Here is a 26,344-nt window from a genome sequence, read left to right as displayed (position 1 = left end):
CTGTGGAAGCATAATCTTTGGCAGCTGAAAATCAGGACAAGCTACCTAAACAATGGTATAATATAAGGATATGGGGTTATGCCTTATCGAACGATACTAGGATAATAAAACCGTGTTTCTTGTCTTTACAGTCTATGTACTAAAGACATTTGCGGAAAGGGCGAATACCCTAATCAGCGCAAAAGAAATCAATATTAGAAGATAAAAGGCTATCATGTTTAATTGTGCTACTTTTGTGAAAGTAATATAATTAAGGGTAGCGGTTTTTTAACTGAAGGAGGTCCAGCAACTCATGGCTGAACAAAATAACCCACAAGTCAAAGATCGGGACATTGGCGTGGAAATGCGTGAATCCTTTATGGATTACGCAATGAGCATCATTGTTAGCCGGGCTTTGCCAGATGTGCGGGACGGACTCAAGCCGGTTCACCGACGCATTTTGTTTGCGATGTCGGAACTTGGAATGTCTGCGGATAAGCCTCATAAGAAATCGGCAAGAATCGTCGGTGAGGTTATCGGTAAGTACCACCCTCACGGTGACTCAGCCGTCTATGAAACAATGGTACGGATGGCTCAGGATTTCTCTATGCGCTATATGCTTGTGGACGGTCACGGGAACTTTGGTTCGATTGATGGTGATATGGCTGCAGCGATGCGTTATACAGAAGCCCGTCTTTCCAAGATTGCAGGCGAAATGCTTCGAGATTTGAACAAAGAAACAGTTGATTTCGCACCCAACTATGATGGTGAAGAGAATGAGCCAGTTGTATTACCAGCTCGCTATCCGAACCTGCTCGTTAATGGAGTATCTGGTATAGCTGTGGGTATGGCTACTAATATTCCACCGCATAACCTAGGTGAAGTTATCGATGGTGTGCAGGCGATGATTAAGAATCCTGATATCACCCCTATGGAATTGATGGAGTATATCCAAGGCCCAGATTTCCCAACGGCTGGATATATTTTGGGTCGTGAGGGTATTCGTCAGGCTTATCGTACGGGGCGTGGTTCAGTGACCATGCGTGCAAAGGCAACGATTGAAGAGAATAACGGTAAGGCTCGCATCATTGTACATGAGCTGCCGTATCAGGTGAATAAGGCGAGACTGGTTGAGAAAATCGCAGAATTAGTACGTGAGAAACGGATCGAGGGTATAACGGATCTTCGAGATGAGTCTGACCGTAACGGTATGCGTGTAGTTGTCGAGATGAGACGTGATGTGAATCCAAATGTTGTGTTGAACAATCTATATAAACATACTTCTATGCAATCTACATTTGGTATCAACATGCTGGCCATCGTAAACAACGAGCCGAAAATTCTTAATCTGCGTGATGTGCTCTATCATTATTTGCAGCACCAGATTGAAGTTATTCGTCGTCGTACAATATTTGATCTTAAAAAAGCCGAAGCACGCGCTCATATTTTAGAAGGTCTGCGTATTGCGCTGGATCATCTGGATGAAGTTATTGCGTTAATTCGTGCTTCTCGGACAACGGACATAGCCCGTGAGGGATTAATGAGCACCTTTAGCCTTAGTGTAGAGCAGGCTCAAGCGATCCTCGATATGCGAATGCAGCGTCTGACCGGTCTGGAAAGAGAAAAGATCGAGAATGAATATAACGAATTGCTAGCTAAAATTGCAGAGTACCGTGAAATTTTGGCGAATGAGCATCTTGTACTGGAAATCATCAGTAACGAGCTGCAGGATATTCGTGATAGATATTCTGATGAACGCCGGACAGAGATTACCGTTGGTGAAGAAAGTATCCTGGATGAAGACCTTATTCCGCGTGAAGAGGTTGTTATCACTATTACACATACGGGATACATCAAACGTCTACCTGTCAGCACCTACCGCAGTCAGAAGCGTGGAGGGCGCGGAGTCATGGGGATGGACACCAAGGATCAGGACTTTGTGGAGCATCTCTTCGTGAGTAACTCTCATAACTATCTGATGTTCTTTACCGATAAGGGTAAGGTATACCGGATTAAAGCTTATGAGATCCCAGAGCTGGGACGTACAGCACGAGGGACACCAATCATCAACCTGATTCAAATTGAACAAGGTGAGAAGATTAGTGCCGTAATCCAAGTGGAAGAAACCGATAGTGACAAGTACTTGTTCTTTGCTACCCGCGAAGGTATCGTGAAGAAGACGCCGCTTGAGGATTACAATAACATCCGCAAAGGCGGACTTATCGCTATTAACCTTCGTGAAGAGGATTCTCTAATTGAGGTTAAGCTGACAGATGGACAGCAAAATCTTATTATCGGTACAGCTCGCGGAATGTCGATTACGTTCTCAGAGAATGATGTTCGTTCTATGGGTCGTAGCGCGACAGGCGTGAAGGGCATTACGCTTGATAGTAATGACCATGTCATCGGTATGGATTGTGTCGATAAGGAGCTTGAGGTTCTGATTGTTACTAGCAAGGGTTATGGTAAACGGACACCAGCCGGTGACTATCGTTCCCAGACTCGTGGTGGTAAAGGAATCAAGACCATTAATCTCACTGAGAAGAATGGCCCTGTAGTTGGTCTAAAAGTCGTTAAGAACGATGAAGACTTAATGATCATTACTACAAGCGGTACCTTGATTCGTACCAGCATGGATGGAATCTCTACTATGGGTCGTTATGCGCAAGGGGTTAAGCTAATTAACATCCGCGAGGATGATGCAGTGGCTACTCTGTGTAGAGCAGATAAGAACGAAGAGGACGAATTGTCTGAAGATATGGAAGGCCTCGAGGAACAAGTAACAGTAGATGAATCTGGTGATATTGATCAACCGGAAACAATCGCTGAGGATCAAGAAGATAATTTAGAGTAGGTTTTATTCAATAAAGAGCAAGGGCTTCTATTACAGAGACCCTTGCTCTTTTTGCTGTGATTAATTAATAGCTAGTTATTTAATGAAATTTAATGAGGATTTTTATAAGAATAGTTTTCATTTCACTAGTCGCTTCCTTTTATCCGTACTATAATTAGCCGATAGAGTATAAATCAGTATATAAAGTACTATTTTCTCAGAAATTATCTGTCATATTAGATTTCGGTAATCCTGAGCTTATTGTTATAGAAATTAAGGGGCTGAGTATATGCCAAGTGTATTGGCTGGAGAAGTTAAAGCGGGCTCAAAGATAACCAAAGATGTAATTACACCTTTGGGGGGAATTTTGTTCACCAAGGGAAAGATACTACTCCCCCGTGATCTAGAAATTTTAGAAGCTTTTTTGGTTGGGCAAGTGGAGATCGAAGGTGTTCAGGGAGAGGCCAACTCTGATGCTGTCAAAAAAAACGCCAAGCAGACAGCACTTAAAGCTGGAGCGATTATAAATGAATCGATGCTGATCAAGAACAATTCCCCACTACATGATGAATATGAAAAAATGATCGCACTTATTAGGACCAGCTATCGTTCGGTAACGGCAGCCTCACTTCCTATTTTTGAGTTGCGGAGTCAATTAGAGTTACTAATTAGTCATTTGAAGGATTATCATGTGTTGAAGTTTTCTCCACGTACGCTAAAAGACGAGGATTACAACTATCACAATGCCGTACTGTCCGCGTTAACATCATATAAGATCGCTCAGTGGTGCGGGTATCCGCAAAAGGATTGGATGCAGATCGCTTTTGCCGGATTGCTACATGACATCGGAAACGCAAAAGTAGATAGTTCTCTTTTACATAAGCCGGAGTCACTTAATAGTGCTGAAATAGAAGAGGTTCGCAGACATACTACATATGGCTATCAATTGTTGCGTAATGTTACAGCGATTAATGAAGGGGTAAGACTAACAGCATTGCAGCATCATGAGAAGGTTGACGGGTCTGGATACCCACTTAAGCTAGAAGGTAGCCAGATTCACTTTTACGCTAAAGTAGTTGCGGTAGCAGATATATTCCATGCTATGACTCTAGAAAGGGCCTATAGAAAAGCACAGTCTCCTTATTTAGTGTTAGAGCAGATAATGACAGAAAGCTTCGGTAAGCTCGACCCAGTCGTTGTACAGACCTTTATACAGAAGAGTACCGATTTGTTTAATGGAACCAGAATACGTCTGAGCGATGGACGTCATGGAGAGATCATATTTACTGACCGTGCTAATCCAACACGTCCTATGATTAAGGTAGAGGGTACGATTGTGAACCTAATGTTGGAGCGAGAATTGTATATTCAGGAGATCATTGCTTAGAGAAGGAAGTATTAAGAGACTGTATAAATGAGACTGTGCTAAAAGGTATATACCAATATATAAAGGGAGATTAATAGCACAGTCTCTTATTTATAGATTATATTAAAAAAAAGTGTTGCAATGAATCTCTATACATGATATATTCTATTTCTGGCCGAGAAACACACATGCCGAGCTCGAAAAAGAAGTTAAAAAAAGAGCTTGACATTAAACGGCCGAACATGATATAGTATAAGAGTTGCTGCTGAGACATTAAACGGCGCCAACGAGAACTTGATCTTTGAAAACTGAACAACGAGTGAGTAGGAAATCACGAAAGTGATATCCAAAATTAGAGAATTAATTTTCTCGTCAGATGTTTCAAAATGAGCATATCGCTCTTTTCAATACTAATTGGAGAGTTTGATCCTGGCTCAGGACGAACGCTGGCGGCGTGCCTAATACATGCAAGTCGAGCGGAGTCATTTTGAAAGCTTGCTTTCAAAATGACTTAGCGGCGGACGGGTGAGTAACACGTAGGCAACCTGCCCCTTAGACTGGGATAACTACCGGAAACGGTAGCTAATACCGGATAATTTCTTTTTTCTCCTGAAGAAAGAATGAAAGACGGAGCAATCTGTCACTGAGGGATGGGCCTGCGGCGCATTAGCTAGTTGGTGGGGTAACGGCCCACCAAGGCGACGATGCGTAGCCGACCTGAGAGGGTGAACGGCCACACTGGGACTGAGACACGGCCCAGACTCCTACGGGAGGCAGCAGTAGGGAATCTTCCGCAATGGACGAAAGTCTGACGGAGCAACGCCGCGTGAGTGATGAAGGTTTTCGGATCGTAAAGCTCTGTTGCCAGGGAAGAACGTCCGGTAGAGTAACTGCTATCGGAGTGACGGTACCTGAGAAGAAAGCCCCGGCTAACTACGTGCCAGCAGCCGCGGTAATACGTAGGGGGCAAGCGTTGTCCGGAATTATTGGGCGTAAAGCGCGCGCAGGCGGTCATTTAAGTCTGGTGTTTAAACCTTGGGCTCAACCTGAGGTCGCACTGGAAACTGGGTGACTTGAGTACAGAAGAGGAAAGTGGAATTCCACGTGTAGCGGTGAAATGCGTAGATATGTGGAGGAACACCAGTGGCGAAGGCGACTTTCTGGGCTGTAACTGACGCTGAGGCGCGAAAGCGTGGGGAGCAAACAGGATTAGATACCCTGGTAGTCCACGCCGTAAACGATGAGTGCTAGGTGTTAGGGGTTTCGATACCCTTGGTGCCGAAGTTAACACAGTAAGCACTCCGCCTGGGGAGTACGGTCGCAAGACTGAAACTCAAAGGAATTGACGGGGACCCGCACAAGCAGTGGAGTATGTGGTTTAATTCGAAGCAACGCGAAGAACCTTACCAGGTCTTGACATCCCTCTGAATCCACTAGAGATAGTGGCGGCCTTCGGGACAGAGGAGACAGGTGGTGCATGGTTGTCGTCAGCTCGTGTCGTGAGATGTTGGGTTAAGTCCCGCAACGAGCGCAACCCTTAACTTTAGTTGCCAGCAGGTAAGGCTGGGCACTCTAGAGTGACTGCCGGTGACAAACCGGAGGAAGGTGGGGATGACGTCAAATCATCATGCCCCTTATGACCTGGGCTACACACGTACTACAATGGCCGGTACAACGGGAAGCGAAGCCGCGAGGTGAAGCCAATCCCATCAAAGCCGGTCTCAGTTCGGATTGCAGGCTGCAACTCGCCTGCATGAAGTCGGAATTGCTAGTAATCGCGGATCAGCATGCCGCGGTGAATACGTTCCCGGGTCTTGTACACACCGCCCGTCACACCACGAGAGTTTACAACACCCGAAGTCGGTGGGGTAACCCGCAAGGGAGCCAGCCGCCGAAGGTGGGGTAGATGATTGGGGTGAAGTCGTAACAAGGTAGCCGTATCGGAAGGTGCGGCTGGATCACCTCCTTTCTATGGAGAATCGTCTTCTGCAATGAAGACATTCAAATCGGAAGTTAAACTTCCAAAATCTCAGGTTTAGGCCTGTTACTCACTCGTTGCTCAGTTTTGAGAGTTTAAGCTCTCAAGTAAGACTTGATCCTTGAAAACTGGATACCGAAACGAATTTGCGTTTTAGAACATCTTTTAGCAACTTGTGCAAACAAGTAAATGTTATTAGTGAGATTTTTCAAAGAAGATATCGTTCGATATTTTCCTGCGGAAAAATCAAGGTTAAGCTAATAAGAGCACACGGAGGATGCCTAGGCGCCAGGAGCCGACGAAGGACGTGGCGAACAACGAAACTGCCTCGGGGAGCTGTAAGCAAGCTTTGATCCGGGGGTGTCCGAATGGGGAAACCCAGCTGTGGTAATTCGCAGTTACTCATCTCTGAACACATAGGAGATGTAGAGGCAGACCAGGGGAACTGAAACATCTAAGTACCCTGAGGAAGAGAAAACAATAGTGATTCCGTCAGTAGCGGCGAGCGAACGCGGAACAGCCTAAACCTAAGAGCTTGCTCTTAGGGGTTGTGGGACGTCTCACATGGAGTTACAAAGGAATATGGTAGGTGAAGAGGTCTGGAAAGGCCCGCGATAGAGGTAAAAGCCCTGTAGCCTAAACTGTGTTCTCTCCGAGACGGATCCCGAGTAGTGCGGGGCACGTGAAACCCCGTATGAATCCAGCAGGACCATCTGCTAAGGCTAAATACTACCTGGCGACCGATAGTGAAACAGTACCGTGAGGGAAAGGTGAAAAGCACCCCGGAAGGGGAGTGAAATAGAACCTGAAACCGTGTGCTTACAAAAAGTCAGAGCCCTATCTATGGGTGATGGCGTGCCTTTTGTAGAATGAACCGGCGAGTTACGTTTAACATGCAAGGTTAAGTCGAGAAGACGGAGCCGCAGCGAAAGCGAGTCTGAATAGGGCGATTTAGTATGTGGACGTAGACCCGAAACCGTGTGATCTACCCCTGTCCAGGGTGAAGGTGCGGTAACACGCACTGGAGGCCCGAACCCACGCATGTTGAAAAATGCGGGGATGAGGTGGGGGTAGCGGAGAAATTCCAATCGAACTCGGAGATAGCTGGTTCTCCCCGAAATAGCTTTAGGGCTAGCCTCGGTATAAGAGTAGTGGAGGTAGAGCACTGATTGGGTGCGGGGTCCGCAAGGATTACCAAGCTCAGTCAAACTCCGAATGCCATATACTTATTGCCGGGAGTCAGACAGTGAGTGCTAAGATCCATTGTCAAAAGGGAAACAGCCCAGACCATCAGCTAAGGTCCCCAAGTGTGTGTTAAGTGGGAAAGGATGTGGAGTTGCACAGACAACCAGGATGTTGGCTTAGAAGCAGCCACCATTGAAAGAGTGCGTAATAGCTCACTGGTCGAGTGACTCTGCGCCGAAAATGTAACGGGGCTAAACACACCACCGAAGCTATGGCTAGATACGTATGTATCTGGGGTAGGGGAGCGTTGTATGTGGGTTGAAGGTGTACCGTAAGGAGCGCTGGACAGCATACAAGTGAGAATGCCGGTATGAGTAACGAAAAGATCAGTGAGAATCTGATCCGCCGAAAGCCCAAGGTTTCCTGAGGAAGGCTCGTCCGCTCAGGGTAAGTCGGGACCTAAGGCGAGGCCGAAAGGCGTAGTCGAAGGACAACAGTTTGAAATTACTGTACCACCGTAATCCGCTATGAGCGATGGGGTGACGCAGGAGGGTAGTGACGCGGACTGATGGATATGTCCGTCTAAGCAGTGAGGCTGATGTGTAGGCAAATCCGCACATCATTAAGGCTGGGCTGTGATGGGGAGCGAAAATTACAGTAGCGAAGGTCATGATCTCACACTGCCAAGAAAAGCCTCTAGCCAGGAGAAGGTGCCCGTACCGCAAACCGACACAGGTAGGCGAGAAGAGAATTCTAAGGCGCGCGGAAGAACTCTCGTTAAGGAACTCGGCAAAATGACCCCGTAACTTCGGGAGAAGGGGTGCCCCGGTAGTGTGAATAGCACGAGGGGGCCGCAGTGAAAAGGCCCAAGCGACTGTTTAGCAAAAACACAGGTCTGTGCGAAGCCGCAAGGCGAAGTATACGGGCTGACGCCTGCCCGGTGCTGGAAGGTTAAGGGGAGTGGTTAGGGGTAACCCGAAGCTATGAACCGAAGCCCCAGTAAACGGCGGCCGTAACTATAACGGTCCTAAGGTAGCGAAATTCCTTGTCAGGTAAATTCTGACCCGCACGAATGGCGTAACGACTTGGGCGCTGTCTCAACGAGAGATCCGGTGAAATTTTAATACCTGTGAAGATGCAGGTTACCCGCGACAAGACGGAAAGACCCCATGGAGCTTTACTGCAGCTTGATATTGAATTTGGGTACGATCTGTACAGGATAGGTGGGAGCCGTAGAAATCGGAGCGCAAGCTTCGGTGGAGGCGCCGTTGGGATACCACCCTGATCGTATCTAGGTTCTAACCTAGTACCCTAATCGGGTACGGGGACCGTGTCAGGCGGGCAGTTTGACTGGGGCGGTCGCCTCCTAAAGAGTAACGGAGGCGTTCCAAGGTTCCCTCAGAATGGTTGGAAATCATTCGAAGAGTGCAAAGGCATAAGGGAGCTTGACTGCGAGACCTACAAGTCGAGCAGGGACGAAAGTCGGACTTAGTGATCCGGTGGTACCGCATGGAAGGGCCATCGCTCAACGGATAAAAGCTACCCTGGGGATAACAGGCTTATCTCCCCCAAGAGTCCACATCGACGGGGAGGTTTGGCACCTCGATGTCGGCTCATCGCATCCTGGGGCTGAAGTAGGTCCCAAGGGTTGGGCTGTTCGCCCATTAAAGCGGTACGCGAGCTGGGTTCAGAACGTCGTGAGACAGTTCGGTCCCTATCTGTCGTGGGCGCAGGAAATTTGAGAGGAGCTGTCCTTAGTACGAGAGGACCGGGATGGACGTACCGCTGGTGCACCAGTTGTTTCGCCAGAAGCATGGCTGGGTAGCTACGTACGGACGGGATAAGCGCTGAAAGCATCTAAGCGTGAAGCCCCCCTCAAGATGAGATTTCCCAATTAGTAAGACCCCTTGAAGACGACGAGGTAGATAGGTTGGAGGTGGAAGTGCAGTAATGCATGGAGCTGACCAATACTAATCGGTCGAGGGCTTATCCTATACTTAAGACGCAAATTCAATTCGGATTCAGTTTTCAGGCATCAAGCCTGTAACACGCTTAGAAATTCATTCTCACTTCTGGTGATGAACGAAATTTCACGCGGCAGCGTCTGTTTCACAGACGCATGTTTGGTGGCGATAGCGGAGGGGTTCCACGCGTACCCATCCCGAACACGACCGTTAAGCCCTCCAGCGCCGATGGTACTTGGACCGAAGGGTCCTGGGAGAGTAGGACGTTGCCAAGCACGCAAGACCACTGTTGAGTAATCGACAGTGGTCTTTTTGTTATGTCTATTTACTTAACGGATTGTTAAGATTTAAATTTTGTTTGACAGACCACATTGATTAATCCATAATACAATTCATACTAAACATATAAGAATTATAGGGGGAGCGGATTATGTCATATTTTAATGTATCTGTTAAGAAACCGGTTCTGTTGGGGGCGATAGCAGTTTTGCTATTGATGGTAATTGCAGGATGCTCGGGATCTAATAATAAGGCTGCTTCAAATAAAGATGCGCAGGAAAGTGCGAGTCCAGCAACAGCAACTCAGAGTCCTCAAGCGGCAGAGCCGGCAGTAGGAGGAACCTTCGTCTATGGACGCCCTGCATCTGTAACCTCGTTGGATTTGCATAACCAGATTACGTCCAACAATGCTTTTGCAATCGACAAAGTATTTGAATCGTTAGTTGCTTTTGACAGCAAGGGCGAAATTGTAGATTGGCTTGCGAAGTCACATAGTATCAGTGAGGATGGCCTGACGTATACTTTTAAACTTCGCGACGGCGTAAAGTTTTCAAACGGTACGGATTTGACTGCAGAAGATGCTGTATTCTCCCTTGAGCGGCACTTGAAGGTTGGCGGCCCGCTGGCAATATCGGCAAAGGTCGGCACAATTAAGGCGCAGGATAACAAAACGCTTGTTATTACACTTAAAGAGCCTTATACACCATTTATCTCAGAGCTATCCAATTTCTCAAATGGCATCTTGCCTAACAATTTTGGTGGAGTTTCCGAAGAAGAATTCTTTAAGAAGCCCATCGGAACGGGACCGTTTGTGGTTGAATCATGGGATACAGCGGGGGATCTGACCTTTACTAAGAACAAATTCTACTGGCAAGAAGGAAAACCATATATTGATAAGCTTGTTTATAAGTTGATTGAGGATGATAGCCAAGCGATCAACCAGCTGAAGGCTGGGGAAGTTAATGCTATTGAATCTTTAGCGCTGCAAAATGCCAATGAGATCAAAGATGGAGCTGACACTAAAGTAATTACTAACGGCAGTTGGGTGACAGAGCAATTGTTCTTTAATACGCTGGATGAGCATTTCTCGGATGTGCATGTTCGCCGCGCGCTGGCTCTGGCACTTGATCGTGAAGGCTTGACCAAAGCATTAACGTTTGGTTATGCACAAACGGCAAACTCATTACTGCCAACAACGATTCCTTATAACTCCAATGATACAATCAAGGCTCTGAACTTCAATGTTGAGGCAGCCAAGGAGGAGCTTGCTAAATCTGCCTTCCCTAATGGATTCACTACCAAATTACTTGTAGCCTCCGGCAACAGTACAAGAGCACAAGAAGCACAAATTATCCAGGCAGCGGGTCAAACAATCGGGATTAAGATTGAGATTGAATCGATTGAGCTTGCTACTTTCCGTGAACGTTTCTTTGCATATGATTTTGCGGCAATGCTTAATAGCGGTCAAGCGGATTCCCCGGAAGCGAACTCGATCATTGCTTTTCAAACTGATCCGGAAGGCTTCAGCAAATCGTATTGGACGCATTATACGAATGATGAAGTAACGAAGCTTCTATATGAGGGCCAAAAAACTGCAGATGGCGATGCTCGTGCGCAAATCTATACTAAACTGCTGCAGACACTTGCTGATGAAGTACCTTATATTCCGCTTTATTATCCAGATGTCTTGAAAGGTATTCGTTCTTCTGTTGATGGTCTTGTTGTTCTACCTAACGGCAGCGCCCGTTTCGAAGATGTCCACATCAGCCAATGACGAATCTTAAGCAGGTGTTAAATCAACCTAGAGGAAGCAAGGACTCTTACAACTGGCTTGTGATATCACTTATAAAGGCGCTGGCAGTGATCTGCTGCGTAATGATAGCAGTCTTTTTCATCATCCGAATTGTGCCTGGAGATCCAGCTAAAATGATATTGGGAGAATACAGTACCCCTGAGGCGCTCAAGAGTATGCATCATACTCTTGGGCTGGACCTTCCTTTATGGGAGCAGTTCATGCGATTTCTGAAGACGCTATTTACTCAGGGGGATACTGGAAACTCCATTGTTATGGGTACATCAACAAGAGAGTTGATTATGCAGCGTGCCCCTGTCACTTTGTTGCTCATAGTAATGGCGTGTGTGTTGGCGATTTTCGTATCACTTCTGCTTGCTACAGTAGCAGCTACGCATAAGGATAAACTGCTGGATCATTTAATACGTATTTTTCCTACAATAACTTTGGGTATGCCAATCTTCTGGGTTGGCTTACTTTTAATTTTGCTCTTTAGTGTCCGGCTTGGCTGGTTCCCCGTTGGGGGAGTAAGTGAAGGGTGGATTGGAACTTTGCACAGTCTTGCACTTCCGGCAATCACCGTTGCTTTCTCACAGATCCCTACGCTGGTCCGTTCGTTAAGAGCACAGATGCTTGAAGTGTTAGAATCGGATTTTGTAGTTACACTTAAGGCTGCCGGAATACCAAGCAGGGTTATTTTATTTAAACATGTGCTGCGCAATTCGGCTCTACCAACACTGATGCTGATGGGTGTGAATATTTCATATCTAATCGGCGGTACATTGGTCGTTGAACAGGTGTTTGGAATAAAGGGAATTGGCAGTTTGTTATTCACTTCAATTTCGAAACGGGACTTTCCAGTTATTCAAGGAATAGCACTTTACTGTGCGCTAGCTGTTGTGATCATCAGTCTCTTGATTGAAATCATTTCTTGGTGGCTTGATCCCAGAACGAAGGGAAAACAATGAAAACGATAAGACTAGAACCACGATTGTATGAGGCTGGCAAAATGACTAGCGGCTTAAAACGAATATGGAATACCCCTTCACTTCTAGTGGGATTGATTATGTTTGCTGCTCTTATTCTCTTGACTGTGTTCATACCGTATATAAGTCCCTATGATCCCTCCGAGCAAAATTTGAGCGCCTTTCTGCAGCCTCCGTCGGCTGAACACTGGCTAGGAACCGATCAGCTGGGACGTGATCTGTTTACTAGATTGATTTATGCAGCGAGGACTGATTTAAAAATCATGGTCTTGGCAGAAATCATTCCCTTTTGCATAGGTGTGTTCCTAGGAATGCTAGCAGGATATTACGGCAAATGGATTGATACAGTTATTACGCTGCTGTCAGATACGTTGATCGCTTTTCCTTTTTATCTAATCGTCATTATCGTTGCTTTTGCCAGTGGAGCAGGAGAACGAGGCATTTATATTACGTTTATCCTTGTAGGTTGGATTGTCTTTGCCCGTGTAGTGAGAGGTCTTAGCGCATCTTTTCGCAATCAGGAATGGGTGGCATCCGCTCAAACCTTAGGGCTACCCGGAGTAAAAATTATTTTGCGTCATCTGCTGCCCAATGTACTTCCGCAAGCCGTTGTCGTTCTTATGACAGACATGATTGGATTGCTTGTTGCCATTGTTACACTGGGGTATCTTGGGATCGGTATTACACCGCCAACTCCAGACTGGGGAACTATGATCTCAGATGGACAGCCCTTCATCACTACAGCTTGGTGGCTCTCAGCTGTCCCAGGATTTGCAGTGGTGTATACCGGAATAGCTTTGTCGCTCCTAGGTGATGGTTTGGCAGACATATGGAGGAAAAAATGATGTCTATACAACCCATTTTAGAAATAAACGCACTATCGCTGGCAGCGAAGTCAAAAGAGAGATTAGTCAACAATGTTAGCTTTTCGCTGAGCAAAGGGGAGAGTCTAGGATTAGTAGGTGAGTCGGGTTCAGGAAAATCGCTTACGCTGCGTGCAATTCTGGGACTACTTCCAAATGGTGTTGAACAGACAGGTGGCACCATTAAGAGTGACGTAAGCAGTGCGATGGTGTTTCAAGACCCAAGAGGTGCGCTTGATCCACTCTGTATGGTTGTCAATCAGCTGGCTGAAGTCGTGTATTACAGACAGAAAGTTAGTCGAAAGGCTTCGCGAATGATTGCGCTGGAGCTACTCGAAAGGCTTGGTCTCCCTGATTCTTTAAAGAAAAAGGATCGATATCCGAGTCAGCTGTCAGGCGGTCAATGTCAACGGGTAGTCATCGCTTTGGCACTGGCGTGCAAGCCAGGTATTCTTCTCTGTGATGAGCCGACAACGGCGCTGGATGTCACGGTTCAACGACAAATTATTGAAACGATCACGAACCTCCAGCAGGAGTTGGGATTTGCTATGGTTTTTGTAACGCATAATCTCGCGATTGCAGCCAACTTGTGCTCACGCCTATGTGTAATGAAACAAGGGCAGATTGTGGAGCATGGCGCTACCCTTGATATTTTGCAAAATCCATCCGACCCTTACACACAGATGCTGATTGATTCGGTGCTTCCTTTGCCAGAGCTTGAAGGGAGTAGAGACTCATGGAACTAGCCTTACAAATAAAAGATTTAACTGTTCACTACGGCGGATTTACTGCACTGGATTGTATCAATTTGAATCTTGAGCAGCACACCACTCTTGGACTTGTTGGAGAATCCGGTTCAGGGAAATCTACGCTGGCGCGAGTAATTGCTGGACTGATTGCCCCGCATGAGGGGAAGATTCTGTTAGGTACCCAAGAGTTAAAAAAGAAAAGGAGCCGTGAGCAGCGTAAAACAATCCAGATGATCTTCCAAAATCCTGATGCATCGCTGAATCCAAAGCATTCGATTAGGCAAATTCTTTCCGAGCCCTTATTGTTTCATAAAATTGTGGGACGTACGGACGTTGAGCAAAGATGTAAAGAGCTTTTGAACCAGGTTCATTTGGAGCAAAAGGCTTTAGATAAATTCCCGCATGAATTTTCAGGTGGTCAACGGCAACGGATAGCGATCGCTCGTGCATTAAGCGTTGAACCAAATATCCTGATCGCCGATGAACCAACCAGCGCGCTGGATGTATCTGTGCAGCTTAGTGTGCTCGAACTGTTCAATACGCTGAAAGCTGAGCTTAATCTCACCATGCTTTTTATTTCCCATGATCTAGGAGTAATTAATGCAATTAGCGATACGGTAGCAGTTATGCGGCAAGGAAAGCTCGTGGAGCAGAGTCCGAAGGATCAATTCTTCATCCGGCCTAAACATGAATACAGTTACGAGCTGTTGTCGGCAGTTCCTAAAATGCCAAAATCAAGTACATCAGGAGGTTTCTTATGAGCCCAGAATATAATGTACATGTGCCACTTTCAGTGGATGAGTACAATAAGCTTACACAATTGATTTCTACTATCTTGTTTACTGAGCACCCACCAGTTATCATCCCAGCTGAGGCAATTCTGGGGATCGAGGCAGTGGCTGCAGGAATAGCCGCGCCTGGTCGAACCATTGTAAATATAGTAACAGGTCCCTATGGAAGTCTATTTGGAAAGTGGCTTGAACGGGGAGGTGCAACGGTTATTGAAGTAAAGGTTCCTTTTGATGAAGTGGTCACTAGCGACCAAGTTGCTTCCGCAATTAAAGAGTTTAGCCCTTGTGCCCTTTCCTTTGTTCAGGCTGAAGTAGTTACAGGTGGTTCTAATCCGGCTAAAGAAATATTTAAGATTGCAAAGGAGTTCAATCTCATTACTGTGACGGACTCAGTTTCTGCGGTTGGGGGAGAGGCGTTACTGGTCGATGAATGGGGAGTTGATTTTGCTGTGATAGGCGCACAAAAAGCCTTGGCTGGACCTAACGGTGTTAGCGCCGTCAGTATTTCACCACGTGGCTGGCAATTTCTTGAGTCTAATAAAAATGCACCGCGTAACTCCATTCTGTCCTTGCTGGATCTCAAACCTTCGCTGGATGGCACTGCGCCGCTACGGGTTGCTCCAAATATCCCTACTTTAGAGGCTCGAGCTCTGATCCTGGCCTTGACACGAATTGAAGAAGAGGGATTGGAGCAAATCATTCAGCGTCATGAAAGGGCTGCAGCTGCTACATTAGCTGGTATAGAATCCTTGGGGCTTGAGCCTTGGCAAAAGGACAGCAGACATTATTCTACACTGACTACAACGGTTCGGATTGCTGGAAAGCAAGATTTGCAGATCGAAAAACCTATAGGCATTGTGGCTCCAGGAGACGGAGAATTATTTGGCCATCTTTTGCGGATCAATCATTTCGGAACAAATGCTGCTCGGAAAAGTGTGGAGGAAGCCATATCAACACTTGCTGAGTTATTGAAACAAGACCCTGATCAGGCATTACATGCTGTTCGGCTGGCTTGGGGGGAATGAAGATGATTGACAAGCATCCAGAACTGCATACATTCAAGAATATTTATATAGCAGGTATCGAAGGTAAACGTTTTGATGTTGTGATTAAGGATGGTTATTTTTTATCTATAACTGAAATAGAGCCGCAACAAAATAATTCAACACTTACAGGGACAGATCTATGGATTAGTCCAGGTATTATAGATCTTCATACGCATATGGCTTGGACAGACTTTGACCATGCAGATCAATTAAAGCGCGACTCCCAGCAGATCGAAGCCATGCAGGCACAAGCCTTTGAGGCTACTTTAAGGACAGGTGTAACGACTGTACGTGATGCAGGCGGAATTGTGCCAAGCACAGTGCAGCATCTTGTTCAGCAGTATCAGCAGCCATTAAGAGTGCATACCAGCAGCGATATGCTTGGAGCAGCAGATGCCCGTGGACTTAAGCATTTGGAACAACGGATGGCGCAAATCTTTGCTACAGGAGCGGGCTGGGTAAAAATCATGGCCACAGGCGGTCTTGGGGCGCCCACCGAGAAAGTCGTAGATCCGATCTTTTCCGAAGAAGAGTTCGCATTCATTGTTCGTAATGCACATGCTCATGATAAGAAGGTACTGGTTCATACCTGGGGTGGAGTGACGATAGACTGGTCCATTCAGGCCGGGGTGGAATCTATAGAGCATGGGATGTTTCTAACTGAAGATCAGGCAGGGAGACTTGCTAATTCGGAGGTAGCTTTTGTACCTACTACATCCATCTATCGCATTGCCGCAGATCCGAAAGGCGTTCTAGCGTTGAACCCGATCATTTGCGAACGAGCTGCCCGCGCTGCTGAATCACATTCCAAAGCCATTAATTATGCAAAAAGAGAAGGCGTTCGTATTGGATTCGGTACAGATTATGCTACACCCTTATTACATGGTTATAACCTTCAAGAGCTGGATACGTTGATTGATTATGGCTTAACTCGAAGAGAAGCGTGGCAGTCTGCTACTAAAAGCGCTGCTGACATTCTAGGGAGCGGTAACGAGTTTGGTCAGATTGCAGAAGGTTTTATTGCAGATGCTGTTGTTTTCAATGTCGATCCATACCAGGCGTATAATGCAGAGATACTTCGAAACAGTATCGTTTCCGTAATTACTGGAGCGAAGGAAGCGGAATTAATTTAGATTCGTCTAAGCTATCTTCTGAAAACAACTGATATCTTTTTCAGTTGTTTTTCTTTTATATTATGGAATGTATATAAGGTAACAGTATATAAAGATAGAGTGTATTCATTAATACATGATTTATGGTTTTTAAATCTTTCAAAAAAAAGTGTTGCAATGAATCTCTATACATGATATATTCTATTTCTGGCCGAGAAACACACATGCCGAGCTCGAAAAAGAAGTTAAAAAAAGAGCTTGACATTAAACGGCCGAACATGATATAGTATAAGAGTTGCTGCTGAGACATTAAACGGCGCCAACGAGAACTTGATCTTTGAAAACTGAACAACGAGTGAGTAGGAAATCACGAAAGTGAAATCCAAAATTAGAGAATTAATTTTCTCGTCAGATGTTTCAAAATGAGCATATCGCTCTTTTCAATACTAATTGGAGAGTTTGATCCTGGCTCAGGACGAACGCTGGCGGCGTGCCTAATACATGCAAGTCGAGCGGAGTCACTTTGAAAGCTTGCTTTCAAAGTGACTTAGCGGCGGACGGGTGAGTAACACGTAGGCAACCTGCCCCTTAGACTGGGATAACTACCGGAAACGGTAGCTAATACCGGATAATTTCTTTTTTCTCCTGAAGGAAGAATGAAAGACGGAGCAATCTGTCACTGAGGGATGGGCCTGCGGCGCATTAGCTAGTTGGTGGGGTAACGGCCCACCAAGGCGACGATGCGTAGCCGACCTGAGAGGGTGAACGGCCACACTGGGACTGAGACACGGCCCAGACTCCTACGGGAGGCAGCAGTAGGGAATCTTCCGCAATGGACGAAAGTCTGACGGAGCAACGCCGCGTGAGTGATGAAGGTTTTCGGATCGTAAAGCTCTGTTGCCAGGGAAGAACGTCCGGTAGAGTAACTGCTATCGGAGTGACGGTACCTGAGAAGAAAGCCCCGGCTAACTACGTGCCAGCAGCCGCGGTAATACGTAGGGGGCAAGCGTTGTCCGGAATTATTGGGCGTAAAGCGCGCGCAGGCGGTCATTTAAGTCTGGTGTTTAAACCTTGGGCTCAACCTGAGGTCGCACTGGAAACTGGGTGACTTGAGTACAGAAGAGGAAAGTGGAATTCCACGTGTAGCGGTGAAATGCGTAGATATGTGGAGGAACACCAGTGGCGAAGGCGACTTTCTGGGCTGTAACTGACGCTGAGGCGCGAAAGCGTGGGGAGCAAACAGGATTAGATACCCTGGTAGTCCACGCCGTAAACGATGAGTGCTAGGTGTTAGGGGTTTCGATACCCTTGGTGCCGAAGTTAACACAGTAAGCACTCCGCCTGGGGAGTACGGTCGCAAGACTGAAACTCAAAGGAATTGACGGGGACCCGCACAAGCAGTGGAGTATGTGGTTTAATTCGAAGCAACGCGAAGAACCTTACCAGGTCTTGACATCCCTCTGAATCCACTAGAGATAGTGGCGGCCTTCGGGACAGAGGAGACAGGTGGTGCATGGTTGTCGTCAGCTCGTGTCGTGAGATGTTGGGTTAAGTCCCGCAACGAGCGCAACCCTTAACTTTAGTTGCCAGCAGGTAAGGCTGGGCACTCTAGAGTGACTGCCGGTGACAAACCGGAGGAAGGTGGGGATGACGTCAAATCATCATGCCCCTTATGACCTGGGCTACACACGTACTACAATGGCCGGTACAACGGGAAGCGAAACCGCGAGGTGAAGCCAATCCCATCAAAGCCGGTCTCAGTTCGGATTGCAGGCTGCAACTCGCCTGCATGAAGTCGGAATTGCTAGTAATCGCGGATCAGCATGCCGCGGTGAATACGTTCCCGGGTCTTGTACACACCGCCCGTCACACCACGAGAGTTTACAACACCCGAAGTCGGTGGGGTAACCCGCAAGGGAGCCAGCCGCCGAAGGTGGGGTAGATGATTGGGGTGAAGTCGTAACAAGGTAGCCGTATCGGAAGGTGCGGCTGGATCACCTCCTTTCTATGGAGAATCGTCTTCTGCAATGAAGACATTCAAATCGGAAGTTAAACTTCCAAATCTCAGGTTTAGGCCTGTTACTCACTCGTTGCTCAGTTTTGAGAGTTTAAGCTCTCATCTTTAAACTTGATCCTTGAAAACTGGATACCGAAACGAATTTGCGTTTTAGAACATCTTTTAGCAACTTGTGCAAACAAGTAAATGTTATTAGTGAGATTTTTCTTAGGAAAAATCGAGGTTAAGCTAATAAGAGCACACGGAGGATGCCTAGGCGCCAGGAGCCGACGAAGGACGTGGCGAACAACGAAACTGCCTCGGGGAGCTGTAAGCAAGCTTTGATCCGGGGGTGTCCGAATGGGGAAACCCAGCTGTGGTAATTCGCAGTTACTCATCTCTGAACACATAGGAGATGTAGAGGCAGACCAGGGGAACTGAAACATCTAAGTACCCTGAGGAAGAGAAAACAATAGTGATTCCGTCAGTAGCGGCGAGCGAACGCGGAACAGCCTAAACCTAAGAGCTTGCTCTTAGGGGTTGTGGGACGTCTCACATGGAGTTACAAAGGAATATGGTAGGTGAAGAGGTCTGGAAAGGCCCGCGATAGAGGTAAAAGCCCTGTAACCTAAACTGTGTTCTCTCCGAGACGGATCCCGAGTAGTGCGGGGCACGTGAAACCCCGTATGAATCCAGCAGGACCATCTGCTAAGGCTAAATACTACCTGGCGACCGATAGTGAAACAGTACCGTGAGGGAAAGGTGAAAAGCACCCCGGAAGGGGAGTGAAATAGAACCTGAAACCGTGTGCTTACAAAAAGTCAGAGCCCTATTAATGGGTGATGGCGTGCCTTTTGTAGAATGAACCGGCGAGTTACGTTTAACATGCAAGGTTAAGTCGAGAAGACGGAGCCGCAGCGAAAGCGAGTCTGAATAGGGCGATTTAGTATGTGGACGTAGACCCGAAACCGTGTGATCTACCCCTGTCCAGGGTGAAGGTGCGGTAACACGCACTGGAGGCCCGAACCCACGCATGTTGAAAAATGCGGGGATGAGGTGGGGGTAGCGGAGAAATTCCAATCGAACTCGGAGATAGCTGGTTCTCCCCGAAATAGCTTTAGGGCTAGCCTCGGTATAAGAGTAGTGGAGGTAGAGCACTGATTGGGTGCGGGGTCCGCAAGGATTACCAAGCTCAGTCAAACTCCGAATGCCATATACTTATTGCCGGGAGTCAGACAGTGAGTGCTAAGATCCATTGTCAAAAGGGAAACAGCCCAGACCATCAGCTAAGGTCCCCAAGTGTGTGTTAAGTGGGAAAGGATGTGGAGTTGCACAGACAACCAGGATGTTGGCTTAGAAGCAGCCACCATTGAAAGAGTGCGTAATAGCTCACTGGTCGAGTGACTCTGCGCCGAAAATGTAACGGGGCTAAACACACCACCGAAGCTATGGCTAGATACGTATGTATCTGGGGTAGGGGAGCGTTGTATGTGGGTTGAAGGTGTACCGTAAGGAGCGCTGGACAGCATACAAGTGAGAATGCCGGTATGAGTAACGAAAAGATCAGTGAGAATCTGATCCGCCGAAAGCCCAAGGTTTCCTGAGGAAGGCTCGTCCGCTCAGGGTAAGTCGGGACCTAAGGCGAGGCCGAAAGGCGTAGTCGAAGGACAACAGTTTGAAATTACTGTACCACCGTAATCCGCTATGAGCGATGGGGTGACGCAGGAGGGTAGTGACGCGGACTGATGGATATGTCCGTCTAAGCAGTGAGGCTGATGTGTAGGCAAATCCGCACATCATTAAGGCTGGGCTGTGATGGGGAGCGAAAATTACAGTAGCGAAGGTCATGATCTCACACTGCCAAGAAAAGCCTCTAGCCAGGAGAAGGTGCCCGTACCGCAAACCGACACAGGTAGGCGAGAAGAGAATTCTAAGGCGCGCGGAAGAACTCTCGTTAAGGAACTCGGCAAAATGACCCCGTAACTTCGGGAGAAGGGGTGCCCCGGTAGTGTGAATAGCACGAGGGGGCCGCAGTGAAAAGGCCCAAGCGACTGTTTAGCAAAAACACAGGTCTGTGCGAAGCCGCAAGGCGAAGTATACGGGCTGACGCCTGCCCGGTGCTGGAAGGTTAAGGGGAGTGGTTAGGGGTAACCCGAAGCTATGAACCGAAGCCCCAGTAAACGGCGGCCGTAACTATAACGGTCCTAAGGTAGCGAAATTCCTTGTCAGGTAAATTCTGACCCGCACGAATGGCGTAACGACTTGGGCGCTGTCTCAACGAGAGATCCGGTGAAATTTTAATACCTGTGAAGATGCAGGTTACCCGCGACAAGACGGAAAGACCCCATGGAGCTTTACTGCAGCTTGATATTGAATTTGGGTACGATCTGTACAGGATAGGTGGGAGCCGTAGAAATCGGAGCGCAAGCTTCGGTGGAGGCGCCGTTGGGATACCACCCTGATCGTATCTAGGTTCTAACCTAGTACCCTAATCGGGTACGGGGACCGTGTCAGGCGGGCAGTTTGACTGGGGCGGTCGCCTCCTAAAGAGTAACGGAGGCGTTCCAAGGTTCCCTCAGAATGGTTGGAAATCATTCGAAGAGTGCAAAGGCATAAGGGAGCTTGACTGCGAGACCTACAAGTCGAGCAGGGACGAAAGTCGGACTTAGTGATCCGGTGGTACCGCATGGAAGGGCCATCGCTCAACGGATAAAAGCTACCCTGGGGATAACAGGCTTATCTCCCCCAAGAGTCCACATCGACGGGGAGGTTTGGCACCTCGATGTCGGCTCATCGCATCCTGGGGCTGAAGTAGGTCCCAAGGGTTGGGCTGTTCGCCCATTAAAGCGGTACGCGAGCTGGGTTCAGAACGTCGTGAGACAGTTCGGTCCCTATCTGTCGTGGGCGCAGGAAATTTGAGAGGAGCTGTCCTTAGTACGAGAGGACCGGGATGGACGTACCGCTGGTGCACCAGTTGTTCCGCCAGGAGCATGGCTGGGTAGCTACGTACGGACGGGATAAGCGCTGAAAGCATCTAAGCGTGAAGCCCCCCTCAAGATGAGATTTCCCAATTAGTAAGACCCCTTGAAGACGACGAGGTAGATAGGTTGGAGGTGGAAGTGCAGTAATGCATGGAGCTGACCAATACTAATCGGTCGAGGGCTTATCCTATACTTAATACGCAAATTCAATTCGGATTCAGTTTTCAGGCGATTAAGCCTGAGCATTTACGCTGTAAATGCCCGTTTGGTGGCGATAGCGGAGGGGTTCCACGCGTACCCATCCCGAACACGACCGTTAAGCCCTCCAGCGCCGATGGTACTTGGACCGAAGGGTCCTGGGAGAGTAGGACGTTGCCAAGCAGATTAAGCCATTGTTGATAATATCAGCAGTGGCTTTTTTTCTTTTTTTATTATGCAAGTATTTAAGGCTAGTAATAACAGTAGAATAGGTTACTGTGGAATGACATTTTTGTTACCGACGCTGCGGTGGATACAAGTATAATAGAAAAGTGCTAATAGTTAGCAGATCTTTAATACGAAGGAACTACTCATAAATTCTAACTTTGAATTTTCTTGTGTCTTTAGATGCATTGTAGAGGTAGGGAGGATTTAAGGCATGAAACAATTAAAAATATTCAAGTTAATAATGATTTCTTGTATTTTAACTTTAATACTGGCAAGTTGCGGGGCTAAAGAACCTAAGTGGGATACTTTCGAGGGTGCACTGAATGAGAAAAGCTTCCCTGTCCCTCATGAGGCAAACTCACCAGATCAGACCACTACTAACGTTGCTATGGATTATGTACGTTATTCTTTACCTGGATTAAAGGAGAAGAATGGTATTCCGGATCCTTATTTGGAGGCTATTAAAGCCTGGGGATGGACAGAACAGGAAGATGATGATAGTGATTCTTCGGGCGTTTTTCTGAAGGATGGGTTAACGGTTCATTTAACAGTGCACGATGATTATTTTGTAGTAATGATTCCTAAAGAAAAGAAGACCTCCATTAAAGGCCTTAAGACGAAATAAAGAATCGCCATCCCTAAGGATGGCGGTTTGTTTTTTAATACATGAAAATAATATGAGCTATACTGCTGCACTTTATTGAGAGTAATAGGATACATCGGTCGGATTGAATTTCAGCATGCCTCCCTGATCCTGTCGATTCAGTCTGAACAGAGTATAAAGACGAGGCAGTAGGAGCCATAAGTGACAAGTGATCAGTGATACTGTAAATGCTGGCGGTGACCAGAAAATAAAGAGTGCTGCAATACAAAGACCGATATAGAAATTATGTAGTTGTACTTTACGGAATATACGGTAACTAATATGTTGATCAGGCATAAACCCTAACCAAGGCAGTTTAAATGAGACAGACCATCTTTTTGAAATGGGGTGTCCTGAGATTAAAAGAACTGAGCGTGAAATGACATATTGAACCCAGAAGGCTACAGGCGCTGCTATGATTATGTAAAGAATGCTCCACCAGGAAAGAAATACGGTTTCGAGCACAAGGACTAATAAGGGAAGCATAATATAAATAGGCAGCAGGCGTGCCGTTAGATTGACTTTTTTAATTAGTTTATATTGATAGAATGTAGCTGCACCTTTGGTAGTGGGTTCCATAGATTATAGTCTAACCTCCTCGTGAATTCGTATGTTCTTAATATCGGCGATTGGATGTATTTTATTAAACTGCGGCGAAAATTCACCGATATAACGGCAACGGAATATATATAATGCACGATACGAAGGATATGAAAAAACTATGAAAAGGTTTAAAATGATAGAAGGTGTATCATACTGTTCTTAAAAGAGTCAAGGTGGGATGGTTATGGAACAGCAAACCGGGCAAGCTTGTATCATTTGTGGACAGGTAAAAGAGGAAGGTATTGTGATTGTCTCGCATTTTATTTGTGAGGAATGTGAGGCTGAGATGATACGTACCGAGGCTGAAGATGCCAAGTACCGTTTTTTTATCGGCCGGATGAAGAAGATTGGATTGCAAAAGAACGCCTAAGTAGAGTAACTCTGTTAAATGATGCAATTAAGAGAGCGGTCTGGATGAAAGATACGAAGGCTGCATTAGTGATATTCAATACACGGCTTCCTCGTTCTTCAGGCGGGAGGAGCCGTTTTCTTGTCCATAGGGCTGCTTTTACACTGAAGCGTAGGCGTTTGCGAATATTTACGTTAAAATAGAAGGAACCCTATGGGAAGGAATTTAATATGAATAAATTACAACGTTGTAGGGCGCCTATATACGAAATGCTGGAACAATATAGAATTATGGGTAATAGATCATATCATGTGCCAGGTCATAAGAATGGAGAGGCATATGAGGGCGTTGAAGGCGCTGGCTTTTTAGATGAGGTAATGAAGTATGATGTTACGGAAATTTCTGGAACGGATGATCTTCATCATCCTGAGGGAGTTATCAAGGAAGCGCAAGAGTTGGCAGCAGACTGCTTTGGAGCAGAGGAAAGCTTTTTTCTGGTTGGAGGGAGCACAGCCGGCAATCTGGCTCTTATTCTAACCGCTTGTCCCGAGCCTGGAATGATTATGATTGTTCAACGCAATGTGCATAAGTCAGTCATTCATGGACTGATGTTGGCTGGAGTACGTGCTGTTTTTCTGGAGCCTCTGATTGATCCACTTAGCGGCTTGGCAGTGGCGCCGGCGGCCGAAGCTGTTAAGGCTGCACTTGCAGCCTATCCTGAAGCCGCAGCTGTACTTGTTACCATGCCGAATTATTACGGCATGGGTAGTGATCTTGCGCCCCTCGCGCGTATTTGTCACGACAGCGGTGTACCGCTGCTTGTGGATGAAGCGCACGGGGCGCATTATGGGCAGCACCCGGCGCTGCCAGCCGGGGCACTTGCTTGTGGCGCGGACGGCGTCGTGCAGTCCACGCACAAGATGCTCACAGCGATGACCATGGGCGCTATGCTGCATGTTCAAGGGCCGCGGCTCGACCGCGCCCTGCTCCGGCAGCGGCTCGCCATGGTGCAGAGCTCCAGCCCATCATATCCTATGGTGGCGTCGCTGGATCTTGCCCGGCGGCTGCTGCACAGCCGGGGCAAGGGTGCCTTCACGGCGGGGCTGGCCGCCGTGGACGTTCTGCGGCGCGGACTCGCGGAGCTGCCGCGCTACGGACTAGTGCAGCCGGCAGAGCCGCTGCACCCGAATACGCCGCCTGATTCTTTGGCGGCGTACGTGACACAGGACCCCTTTAAAGTCGTCATTTATGACGCCACCGGGGTCCTGAGCGGCTTCGAGCTGCAGCGTAAGCTCGAGGCAAAGGGCTGCGTGCCGGAGATGAGCGATGACCGGCACGTAGTGCTGCTGTTCAGCCTTGGATCGAAGGCTGGAGATGCAGATCATTTGCTGCAGGCGCTGCGGGAAATAGATTCGGAGGAGCCTTCCGAATCACCGAACGCCCCCGACTTATCAGGCGCTCGCAATATTTCCACGTGGAACAATTTCCATTCTTTACAAATCTCAGATCCTGTTCACTTCTCATTGAAGCCGGTGTCGGTCAATGAGATTGAAAGTATTGATCTTAAACATTGCGTGGGTAGAGTGGCGGCAGAGATGGTTATTCCCTATCCACCAGGCATCCCGGTATTATATCCGGGTGAAGTGATCACAGATCAGATCCAAAGAAGGCTGGCTGGTTTAGCCAAAGGAGGCGCCAAATTTCAGGCTTGTGCTGATCCGGTCTTGCAGCGTATTGAGGTATACAACATTCAGAAGGGCGGAGAAGCATAAGTGGGAAAAGAAGGTTTCTTCATAACATTAGAAGGGGGCGAAGGCTCCGGAAAAACAACGGTACTAGGTAGAGTAACGGCCTATTTACAGAACCGGTCCATGCCTTATCGAATTACCCGTGAACCGGGTGGCGTTGAGATTGCTGAGAAGATTCGTTCCATTATTCTAGATCCTGCCCATACAGCTATGGATGCGCGTACAGAGGCATTACTATACGCTGCATCAAGAAGCCAACATCTCGCCGAAGTCGTTGAACCAGCTCTTAGAGAAGGGCTTACTGTACTCTGTGACCGCTTTGTAGACAGCAGCCTCGTTTATCAAGGACATGCGAGAGGACTCGGAATAGAAGAGGTATGGAGTATTAATCGTTTTGCGATAGGGAACCGTATGCCAGATCTAACCTTTTATCTGGATGTAGACCCAGAGATAGGGTTGTCACGGATAGCAGCGAATCAAGAACGGGAAGTGAATCGTCTGGATCTGGAGAGCCTTTCTTTTCATAAGAAGGTCCGTGAAGGCTATCAATTATTAGCCCAGGCCAATCCGGACAGAATAGTAGTTCTGGATGCTAATCGCCCCATTCATATGGTAGAACAAGATATCGTGAGAACTCTTGAAGAGAGAGTATTAAAGGGTTTTTAGGGTGTTTTG

14 protein-coding genes and 6 rRNA genes are annotated in these 26,344 nt (G+C 47.3%); 19 read left to right on the top strand and 1 reads right to left on the bottom strand.

Annotated elements, in window-relative coordinates:
• Positions 1-292: 292 nt before the first annotated feature.
• The 16 genes from gyrA to NSQ29_RS27315 all read left to right on the top strand — a co-directional run bounded on the left by gyrA (position 293) and on the right by NSQ29_RS27315 (position 22,951).
• On the top strand, positions 293-2,833 hold the full coding sequence (gene gyrA / locus NSQ29_RS27390) for a DNA gyrase subunit A (RefSeq protein ID WP_042183783.1): 2,541 nt from the start codon (positions 293-295) through the stop codon (positions 2,831-2,833).
• Positions 2,834-3,101: 268 nt separating this feature from the next.
• On the top strand, positions 3,102-4,199 hold the full coding sequence (locus tag NSQ29_RS27385; protein ID WP_341050990.1) for an HD-GYP domain-containing protein: 1,098 nt from the start codon (positions 3,102-3,104) through the stop codon (positions 4,197-4,199).
• 390 nt (positions 4,200-4,589) lie between these two features.
• Positions 4,590-6,147: ribosomal RNA gene (locus tag NSQ29_RS27380) — 16S ribosomal RNA — on the top strand.
• Between the two features lie 259 nt (positions 6,148-6,406).
• Positions 6,407-9,335 (top strand): 23S ribosomal RNA (locus NSQ29_RS27375).
• A gap of 128 nt (positions 9,336-9,463) precedes the next feature.
• Positions 9,464-9,580: ribosomal RNA gene (rrf, locus tag NSQ29_RS27370) — 5S ribosomal RNA — on the top strand.
• The 16S, 23S and 5S rRNA genes sit together here, the layout of an rRNA operon.
• A gap of 155 nt (positions 9,581-9,735) precedes the next feature.
• Positions 9,736-11,358: an ABC transporter substrate-binding protein gene (locus NSQ29_RS27365; RefSeq protein WP_341126514.1), complete on the top strand. Its 1,623-nt coding sequence runs from the start codon at positions 9,736-9,738 to the stop codon at positions 11,356-11,358.
• Entirely contained in the window at positions 11,355-12,344 is a 990-nt protein-coding gene (locus tag NSQ29_RS27360) for an ABC transporter permease (RefSeq protein ID WP_042183789.1), read from the top strand. Before NSQ29_RS27365 ends, NSQ29_RS27360 begins: the two co-directional genes overlap by 4 nt.
• Complete coding sequence (locus NSQ29_RS27355; RefSeq protein ID WP_143764167.1) at positions 12,341-13,207, top strand: ABC transporter permease; 867 nt, start codon at positions 12,341-12,343, stop codon at positions 13,205-13,207. Before NSQ29_RS27360 ends, NSQ29_RS27355 begins: the two co-directional genes overlap by 4 nt.
• The gene (locus NSQ29_RS27350) at positions 13,204-13,971 is read left to right on the top strand and encodes an ABC transporter ATP-binding protein (RefSeq protein WP_231573369.1); all 768 of its coding nucleotides are present in this window, start codon (positions 13,204-13,206) and stop codon (positions 13,969-13,971) included. The genes NSQ29_RS27355 and NSQ29_RS27350 overlap by 4 nt, the downstream gene beginning before the upstream one ends.
• Complete coding sequence (locus NSQ29_RS27345) at positions 13,962-14,735, top strand: ABC transporter ATP-binding protein (protein ID WP_042183794.1); 774 nt, start codon at positions 13,962-13,964, stop codon at positions 14,733-14,735. The genes NSQ29_RS27350 and NSQ29_RS27345 overlap by 10 nt, the downstream gene beginning before the upstream one ends.
• A complete protein-coding gene (locus tag NSQ29_RS27340) occupies positions 14,732-15,790 on the top strand; it encodes a pyridoxal-phosphate-dependent aminotransferase family protein (protein WP_042183796.1) in 1,059 nt (352 codons plus the stop codon). The genes NSQ29_RS27345 and NSQ29_RS27340 overlap by 4 nt, the downstream gene beginning before the upstream one ends.
• 2 nt (positions 15,791-15,792) lie before the next feature.
• Positions 15,793-16,944, top strand: coding sequence for an amidohydrolase family protein (locus NSQ29_RS27335; protein ID WP_341126513.1), 1,152 nt, complete (start codon positions 15,793-15,795; stop codon positions 16,942-16,944).
• A 426-nt stretch (positions 16,945-17,370) separates the two neighbouring features.
• Positions 17,371-18,928: ribosomal RNA gene (locus tag NSQ29_RS27330) — 16S ribosomal RNA — on the top strand.
• 233 nt (positions 18,929-19,161) lie between these two features.
• Positions 19,162-22,090: ribosomal RNA gene (locus NSQ29_RS27325) — 23S ribosomal RNA — on the top strand.
• 74 nt (positions 22,091-22,164) lie between these two features.
• Positions 22,165-22,281: ribosomal RNA gene (gene rrf / locus NSQ29_RS27320) — 5S ribosomal RNA — on the top strand.
• A gap of 256 nt (positions 22,282-22,537) precedes the next feature.
• Entirely contained in the window at positions 22,538-22,951 is a 414-nt protein-coding gene (locus NSQ29_RS27315; protein ID WP_042183800.1) for a hypothetical protein, read from the top strand.
• A 72-nt stretch (positions 22,952-23,023) separates the two neighbouring features.
• Here the strand turns inward: NSQ29_RS27315 and NSQ29_RS27310 are convergent, their stop codons facing one another.
• Entirely contained in the window at positions 23,024-23,548 is a 525-nt protein-coding gene (locus NSQ29_RS27310; RefSeq protein ID WP_042183802.1) for a hypothetical protein, read from the bottom strand.
• A 208-nt stretch (positions 23,549-23,756) separates the two neighbouring features.
• Here NSQ29_RS27310 and NSQ29_RS27305 point away from each other — a divergent pair, with 208 nt between their 5' ends.
• The 3 genes from NSQ29_RS27305 (at position 23,757) to tmk (ending at position 26,335) form a co-directional block, all read left to right on the top strand.
• Entirely contained in the window at positions 23,757-23,942 is a 186-nt protein-coding gene (locus tag NSQ29_RS27305; protein WP_042123074.1) for a sigma factor G inhibitor Gin, read from the top strand.
• A gap of 209 nt (positions 23,943-24,151) precedes the next feature.
• Positions 24,152-25,693: an aminotransferase class I/II-fold pyridoxal phosphate-dependent enzyme gene (locus tag NSQ29_RS27300; RefSeq protein ID WP_341126512.1), complete on the top strand. Its 1,542-nt coding sequence runs from the start codon at positions 24,152-24,154 to the stop codon at positions 25,691-25,693.
• Positions 25,694-26,335, top strand: coding sequence for a dTMP kinase (gene tmk, locus NSQ29_RS27295; protein WP_042183814.1), 642 nt, complete (start codon positions 25,694-25,696; stop codon positions 26,333-26,335).
• Positions 26,336-26,344 lie beyond the last annotated feature (9 nt).

Source organism: Paenibacillus sp. FSL F4-0236 (assembly GCF_038000135.1).
Taxonomy (GTDB): Bacteria; Bacillota; Bacilli; order Paenibacillales; family Paenibacillaceae; genus Paenibacillus_AQ.
The sequence above is the reverse complement of the archived record's forward strand: the minus strand, read 5'-3'. Positions and strand labels throughout refer to the sequence as shown.

Excerpts from the sequence above, each read along its gene's own strand:
- gyrA (WP_042183783.1), top strand. The coding sequence starts at position 293 with ATGGCTGAACAAAATAACCCACAAGTCAAAGATCGGGACATTGGCGTG.
- NSQ29_RS27300 (WP_341126512.1), top strand. The coding sequence starts at position 24,152 with ATGAATAAATTACAACGTTGTAGGGCGCCTATATACGAAATGCTGGAA.
- NSQ29_RS27340 (WP_042183796.1), top strand. The coding sequence starts at position 14,732 with ATGAGCCCAGAATATAATGTACATGTGCCACTTTCAGTGGATGAGTAC.
- NSQ29_RS27365 (WP_341126514.1), top strand. The coding sequence starts at position 9,736 with ATGTCATATTTTAATGTATCTGTTAAGAAACCGGTTCTGTTGGGGGCG.
- NSQ29_RS27385 (WP_341050990.1), top strand. The coding sequence starts at position 3,102 with ATGCCAAGTGTATTGGCTGGAGAAGTTAAAGCGGGCTCAAAGATAACC.
- NSQ29_RS27350 (WP_231573369.1), top strand. The coding sequence starts at position 13,204 with ATGATGTCTATACAACCCATTTTAGAAATAAACGCACTATCGCTGGCA.
- NSQ29_RS27335 (WP_341126513.1), top strand. The coding sequence starts at position 15,793 with ATGATTGACAAGCATCCAGAACTGCATACATTCAAGAATATTTATATA.
- NSQ29_RS27310 (WP_042183802.1), bottom strand. The coding sequence starts at position 23,548 with ATGGAACCCACTACCAAAGGTGCAGCTACATTCTATCAATATAAACTA.
- NSQ29_RS27315 (WP_042183800.1), top strand. The coding sequence starts at position 22,538 with ATGAAACAATTAAAAATATTCAAGTTAATAATGATTTCTTGTATTTTA.
- NSQ29_RS27305 (WP_042123074.1), top strand. The coding sequence starts at position 23,757 with ATGGAACAGCAAACCGGGCAAGCTTGTATCATTTGTGGACAGGTAAAA.
- NSQ29_RS27345 (WP_042183794.1), top strand. The coding sequence starts at position 13,962 with ATGGAACTAGCCTTACAAATAAAAGATTTAACTGTTCACTACGGCGGA.
- NSQ29_RS27360 (WP_042183789.1), top strand. The coding sequence starts at position 11,355 with ATGACGAATCTTAAGCAGGTGTTAAATCAACCTAGAGGAAGCAAGGAC.
- NSQ29_RS27355 (WP_143764167.1), top strand. The coding sequence starts at position 12,341 with ATGAAAACGATAAGACTAGAACCACGATTGTATGAGGCTGGCAAAATG.